The 6,476-nt window shown below is 31.8% G+C and carries 6 protein-coding genes; 5 read left to right on the top strand and 1 reads right to left on the bottom strand.

Translation table 11 applies throughout. The features are described from left to right. The 5 genes from AAC024_RS05625 to AAC024_RS05605 form a co-directional block, all read left to right on the top strand. Positions 1–294, top strand: a 294-nt coding sequence (locus tag AAC024_RS05625) for a hypothetical protein (protein ID WP_339894230.1), incomplete at its 5' end; no start/stop codon positions are given. 138 nt (positions 295–432) lie between these two features. After that, positions 433–1,347, top strand: a complete 915-nt coding sequence (locus AAC024_RS05620; protein WP_339894229.1) for a FecR family protein — start codon at positions 433–435, stop codon at positions 1,345–1,347. Continuing rightward, the gene (locus AAC024_RS05615) at positions 1,340–3,694 is read left to right on the top strand and encodes a TonB-dependent receptor plug domain-containing protein (protein ID WP_339894228.1); all 2,355 of its coding nucleotides are present in this window, start codon (positions 1,340–1,342) and stop codon (positions 3,692–3,694) included. The genes AAC024_RS05620 and AAC024_RS05615 overlap by 8 nt, the downstream gene beginning before the upstream one ends. Positions 3,695–3,715: 21 nt before the next feature. After that, positions 3,716–4,084, top strand: a complete 369-nt coding sequence (locus AAC024_RS05610) for a hypothetical protein (RefSeq protein ID WP_339894227.1) — start codon at positions 3,716–3,718, stop codon at positions 4,082–4,084. A 92-nt stretch (positions 4,085–4,176) separates the two neighbouring features. Continuing rightward, on the top strand, positions 4,177–4,356 hold the full coding sequence (locus AAC024_RS05605; RefSeq protein WP_339894226.1) for a hypothetical protein: 180 nt from the start codon (positions 4,177–4,179) through the stop codon (positions 4,354–4,356). Positions 4,357–4,456: 100 nt separating this feature from the next. Here the strand turns inward: AAC024_RS05605 and argS are convergent, their stop codons facing one another. After that, positions 4,457–6,247, bottom strand: coding sequence for an arginine--tRNA ligase (gene argS / locus AAC024_RS05600; protein WP_339894225.1), 1,791 nt, complete (start codon positions 6,245–6,247; stop codon positions 4,457–4,459). Positions 6,248–6,476: the final 229 nt, after the last annotated feature.

Raw genomic sequence — 6,476 nt, 5'->3', positions numbered from 1 at the left:
GAAGACGGAAGACGGAAGACAGAAGACGGAAGACGGAAGACAGAAGACGGAAGACAGAAGACAGAAGACAGAAGACAGAAGACGGAAGACGGAAGACGGAAGACAGAAGACGGAAGACAGAAGACGGAAGACGGAAGACAGAAGACGGAAGTTTTGTTAGTAATTGTTATAGGAACAATACTCTCAATAAGTTCATTTTTTTGGATTTTATCAAATAAATGGTCTAAAAAACAAAATGAAAGCATAAAAAACAATCAACACATTGATTCAAAAACAAAATCTATTTTTCTGTGAATCACTGCGTAAACTCTGCAAATCTCAGCGTAACAATCTGAGATTTGGTTCCGATAGCTATGGGGATTATTTTTTTATTTTTTTATTTTCGGGGTAGGAAAAAATAAAACTTAACTGTTATATAGTTGTATAGAAATCATGAATAAAGAAATTTTAATATCGAAATGGTTAGATAACAACCTAAATGATCAAGAACTTCAGGCTTTTAAAAACCTTGAAGATTATGACGATTTAGTAAAGTTAAATAACAACTTGCAAGCTTTTAAAGTCGATGATTACGACACTTCTAAGCAATTAGAAAACGTATTATCTGCTATTACCCCGATAGCTATCGGGAGTAAAAAGCAAGCATCTAAACATTGGTTTAAACCATTAATGCGTATTGCTGCGATACTTGCAGTGTCTTTTAGTTTATACTATTATACAACCACTTTAGATACTAAAATTTCTACTGAATATGCACAAAAAACAACAATAGAATTACCAGATGCGTCTAGTGTTTCCCTCAACGCCAAGTCATATTTAGCATTCAATAAAAAAGATTGGAAACATGAACGCGAAGTAGAGCTTCATGGCGAAGCCTTTTTTAAAGTTGCTAAAGGAGGAACATCATTTAAGGTAAAAACCACATCAGGAACCGTTAGGGTTTATGGTACTCAATTTAATGTAAAACAACGGGACAATTATTTTGAGGTTATTTGCTACGAAGGACTAGTTGGGGTGACTTACAAGTCGAAAGAAACAAAATTGAAACCTGGAGACAGTTTTTTAATTATCGACGGGAAAACAATTGCTAAAGAAAAAGAAAACCGCACGACGCCTTCGTGGTTAAATAACGTAAGTACATTTAGAAGTTTACCTTACAAAACCGTTATTGCTGAATTTGAAAGACAATACCAAGTTGATGTTACTTTAATAGGCATTGATTCTGAACAATTATTCACAGGTAGTTTTGCTCATGATAATATGGATGTGGCTTTAAAGTCAATTACCTTACCTTTACATGCAACGTATAGCAAATCGAATAATACGATTACTTTAAAAGGTGAATAGAAGCTTTATTCTTTCTATTATTTTTACTGTGTTTTTTTTGAATGTTGCGGCTGTAAAAGCACAAACGGTTCAAAAAGAAAAGCAACCACTTATTGTTGTTTTAAAAGCAATTTCTGAAACCTATAACATTAGTTTTTCTTATGTTGACGACACGATAAATGATAAAGAAGTCCTTAGCCCAGACAAAGATTTTTCATTAGAAGAAACTTTAGAGTTTCTAAGACATGAAACTCAATTAGATTTTGAATTATTAGATAACAGGTTTGTTGTTATAAAAGTCGTAAAAAAGGAAAAGGGTGATTTTGGGATGCAAAGCCTTGAAGAAGTAGTTGTAACCAACTATTTAACTACAGGGATTACAAAACTGAACGATGGTTCTTTAACCATAAAACCGAAAACTTTTGGTATTCTTCCTGGACTTATTGAGCCAGATGTTTTACAAGCCATACAAGCTATACCTGGAGTACTCAGTACAGATGAAACCGTATCAAATATTAATGTTCGCGGTGGTACCCACGACCAAAATTTACTACTTTGGGATGGTATAAAAATGTATCAATCTGGTCACTTTTTCGGGTTGATTTCTGCATTTAATCCTCACACAACTAAGCGTGTTAACGTCTATAAAAATGGCACAAGTGCTAAATATGGAGATGGTATTTCTAGTATTATTGATATGCATTTACCAGATGACATTGATAACGAATTTGATGCTGGTTTAGGTTTCAATTTAATTAATATAGATGGGTATATTAAAGTTCCCTTATCTAAAAACACAGAGTTACAATTATCTACACGTCGCTCTATAACAGATTTGATAAACACGACAACTTACGACCAATATTTTAAGCGTATTTTTCAAGATTCAGATTTTGAAAAATCTAAAAAAAACAGTAATTCGATATCCCAAAATGAAACTTTTTATTTTTATGATATCGCTGCTAAATTCCTTTATGATATTTCTAAAAAAGATAAAGTTCGATTTCATTTTTTAAATGTAAATAACAGTTTGAATTATGATGAACAATCAACCATAAACGACAGGGATGAAGCTTTAAACAGTAAACTATCTCAACAAAACTTAGCCTTTGGAGTTACTTATACCAGAAATTGGAGTGAAAAACTCTCAACAATCGCACAAGTTTATGTTTCTAATTATGATTTGGACGCCACCAATTTTGATGTTATTAATAATCAGCGATTAATCCAGAAAAATGAAGTGTATGATATCTCTGCTAAATTAGATATCAATTATAATGCAAATAGTCAAATAAAAATTAATAGTGGTTATCAATTTACAGAGGTAGGTATTAGTAATTTAGAAGATGTTAATAATCCTAATTTTAGAAGTTTTGTTAGAGAGGTTATAAGAAGTCACTCTGCTTATGCTGAAACTGGATTTCTATCTAATGATGCTAAAACCAAATTAACTTTAGGTGGTCGATTAAATTACATTCAAAAATTTGATCTGCTTTTTGCAGAACCCCGATTAAGTTTTTCTCAAAGGTTTTTAAATCATTTTCGATTTGAAGTTTTAGCCGAATTTAAAAGTCAAACTACTTCGCAAATCATCGATTTACAAAACGATTTTTTAGGCATTGAAAAACGCCGCTGGGTGCTTTCAAACAATAACAAAGCCGTGGTTATTAATGAAAATCAAACCATCTATCCAATACCAATTATAAAAAGCAAACAGCTTTCCGCAGGTTTACATTACAGCAAAAACAAATTATTGATAAGTGCCGAAACCTATATAAAAAAGGTTGATGGCATTACTACAAGAAGTCAAGGATTTCAAAACCAATTTCAATTTGTAAATAGCGTGGGTAGTTATGAAATTAAAGGTATCGATGTGCTTTTAAACAAACAATTTAGCGATGTAGTAAGCAGTTGGATTTCTTATTCATACAGCAGTAATAATTACACTTTTGATGAGTTAAATGATGGGAGGGAATTCCCTAACAATGTAGATATTTCTCATGCCTTAACTTTTGCTGGCACTTATACAAACAATGCTATTAAGTTTGCTGCGGGATTAAATTGGCATTCTGGTATACCAAACACAGAGCCTGCTATTGATGATGATTCAGAGGACGCTGTTATATCCTATGCTTCTCCCAATAGTAGTAGATTAGATGATTATTTACGTGTTGATTGTTCTGCAACTTATGCCTTTAATATTTCTGATACAGCAAGAGCTACTATAGGTGCTTCTATTTGGAATCTTCTAAACAAAAGCAACATTATCAACACGTATTACACCTTAGATGAGAATAATGAAATTAATACCGTTGAAAACAAATCCTTAGGTATCACTCCAAATGTAAGTTTAAGAGTTCAGTTTTAAATAAAGTTTTATATTTGTAATATGCTAAAAAGAATACAACTCTTTTTTAGTAGCCTTATGCTACTTATTTCTCTAGTTTCTTTTTCTGGGTTTATTGGTGTATCAACTCAAATACAAAAACCACAAACCGAACTTGTTATTAGCACTAATTCCATATGGACTTCTGCTAAACAAAATAATCATTTACACACAACCTCATCAAAAGTTAGTTTTAACCAACATACCGTTTTTAGTTTTAAATTCTTTTTAAACAAGCAACTTCTAGATATTAATGTTACATTAAAATCTCAAAAAGAAACGACATTACAATTTTTAAAATATCAGTTTTTAGAGCAAAATCTTATTGCGCAAATTAACACTAGCAACTATCAAAACAGCTTCATAAAATAATTGTAATACTTGGTTGCTTTCCATTAGCAAATCTCACTACATGTTTAATTTCATAACATCAATTGTATTGATGTTATAGCCATTATATTATTATGAAGTCAATAAAAAAAGCACTAAGGCTTTTAGCTTTAGTATTAATTATAGGGTTAGCTACTGTGCTACCCGTACCCATTACATTTCACAGAAAAGACAATATGCCAAAATTTAAGACTGAACAACTAGATAAACAGAAAGTAGACGTCCATAAAGAAGATATGAAAGTCATTTCTTAAAAGTTGGTTTAGTAAATAATCTCTACCAACTATGTCGTTTAATGCTAGATAAAAAACATTCCAAGGATTTTTTATCAAGCGTGAAACGAATCCTTAAAAACTACATTCGCTCTGGAACATGAATCCCTAATAACCCAAAACTATTTTTAATCGTATTCGCAACCACATGAGATAATTGCACTCTTAACGCTTTCTCAGAGTCATTATCAGCTCCTAAAATTGAAACGTTTTGATAAAAAGAATTAAATTCTTTAACCAAATCATAGGTATAATTGGCAATTAATGCAGGACTATGATTATCGGCCGCATTTTGAACAACTTCTGGAAATAACTGAATTTGCTTAATAAGTTCTTTTTCTTTTGGGTGAAGTTGTGTTTCGTCCCGATAGCCATCGGGAGCGCCAACATCATTTAAATTAGCTTTACGCAAAATAGATTGAATTCTGGCATAAGTATATTGTATAAAAGGCCCCGTATTACCTTGAAAATCTATAGATTCTTTTGGGTCAAACAAAATACGCTTTTTTGGATCAACTTTTAAAACGTAATATTTTAAAGCACCTAAACCTATTGTTTTATAGAGTTCCTTTTTTTCTTCTTTTGAATAACCATCTAGTTTACCCAGTTCTTCTGAAATCTCTTCGGCTGTAGAAGACATATCGTCAATTAAATCATCTGCATCCACCACAGTTCCTTCTCTACTCTTCATTTTTCCACTAGGTAAATCTACCATACCGTAACTTAAATGATATAAATTCTTAGCCCATTCAAAACCTAGCTTTTTCAAAATTAAAAACAACACTTGAAAGTGATAATCTTGTTCATTTCCAACCGTATAAACCATACCGCCAACATCTGGAAAATCTTTAATACGTTGAATAGCTGTTCCGATATCTTGCGTCATATAAACCGCAGTACCATCTGCACGCTGTACTATTTTTTTATCTAGTCCATCTTCGGTTAAATCACACCAAACTGATCCATCGTCTTCTTTTTGAAACACGCCTAATTTTAGTCCTTCAGCAACAAATTCCTTTCCTAATAAATAGGTATTACTTTCATAATATAAGGTATCAAAATCTACTCCTAAATTTTTATAGCTTTCAGCAAAACCTTCATAAACCCAGCCATTCATTTTTTTCCAAAGCGCTACAACCTCTTCATCGCCTGCTTCCCATTTTAAAAGCATATTTTGAGCTTCAATTAATATTGGAGCGTGCTTTTTTGCATCATCTTCAGAACCTCCTTTAGAAATTAAATCTTGGATTTCTTTTTTATATTCTTGGTCAAACTTCACATAATAATTACCAACTAATTTATCACCTTTTAAACCTGAAGATTCTGGGGTTTCACCATTACCAAAACGTTTCCAAGCCAACATACTTTTGCAAATATGAATCCCTCTATCATTAATAATTTGGGTTTTATAAACTTTTTTACCCGATGCTTTTAAAATTTCAGCAACACTATAGCCCAAAAGATTATTTCTCACGTGCCCTAAATGCAACGGTTTATTAGTGTTTGGTGAAGAATACTCAACCATAATGGCTTTTTCTTCTGCCTTTGGCGAAACAAAACCATACATTTTATTATCTTTTATGCTATTGAAAAAACAGATGTAGTAAGCATCACTTATTTCAATATTCAAAAACCCTTTTACAACATTAAATGCCTTAACCTCAGCAACATGTTCAACTAAATAATTACCAATAATCTCACCTATTTGTACTGGATTTCCTTTCACAAAACGTAACATTGGGAAAATAACTACGGTGATATCTCCTGCAAATTCTTTTCTGGTAGCTTGAAATTCGACGGTTTCTAACTCGATTTTAAAATCAGATTTTACAGCTTGTTTTACGTAATTTAATAAAGTCTCTTGAAGGCTCATTTTACTCATTTTTAAGGCTGCAAAGATAGAATTTTAAATCAAGTTTAGAACCTGTTTTTTATATGGGCATGGAATTATTGTTTCAATCAGGACTAGAATCCTATAAATTTCTTCAATAATCAAGAATATCTACTCAATCACCTAAAATATTGAAATTCTTACATTTATAATAAATGTTTAGTATAATCAAAACCCAGATGCATTTCATCGATCAAAGTGTTCTTTTTCT

The organism is uncultured Algibacter sp. (genome assembly GCF_963976535.1).
In the GTDB taxonomy this organism is placed as follows: domain Bacteria; phylum Bacteroidota; class Bacteroidia; order Flavobacteriales; family Flavobacteriaceae; genus Algibacter_B.
Note: the sequence above shows the minus strand (reverse complement) of the source record. Positions and strands in the feature narration are given on the sequence as shown.

Excerpts from the sequence above, each read along its gene's own strand:
- AAC024_RS05620 (WP_339894229.1), top strand. The coding sequence starts at position 433 with ATGAATAAAGAAATTTTAATATCGAAATGGTTAGATAACAACCTAAAT.
- AAC024_RS05610 (WP_339894227.1), top strand. The coding sequence starts at position 3,716 with ATGCTAAAAAGAATACAACTCTTTTTTAGTAGCCTTATGCTACTTATT.
- AAC024_RS05605 (WP_339894226.1), top strand. The coding sequence starts at position 4,177 with ATGAAGTCAATAAAAAAAGCACTAAGGCTTTTAGCTTTAGTATTAATT.
- argS (WP_339894225.1), bottom strand. The coding sequence starts at position 6,247 with ATGAGCCTTCAAGAGACTTTATTAAATTACGTAAAACAAGCTGTAAAA.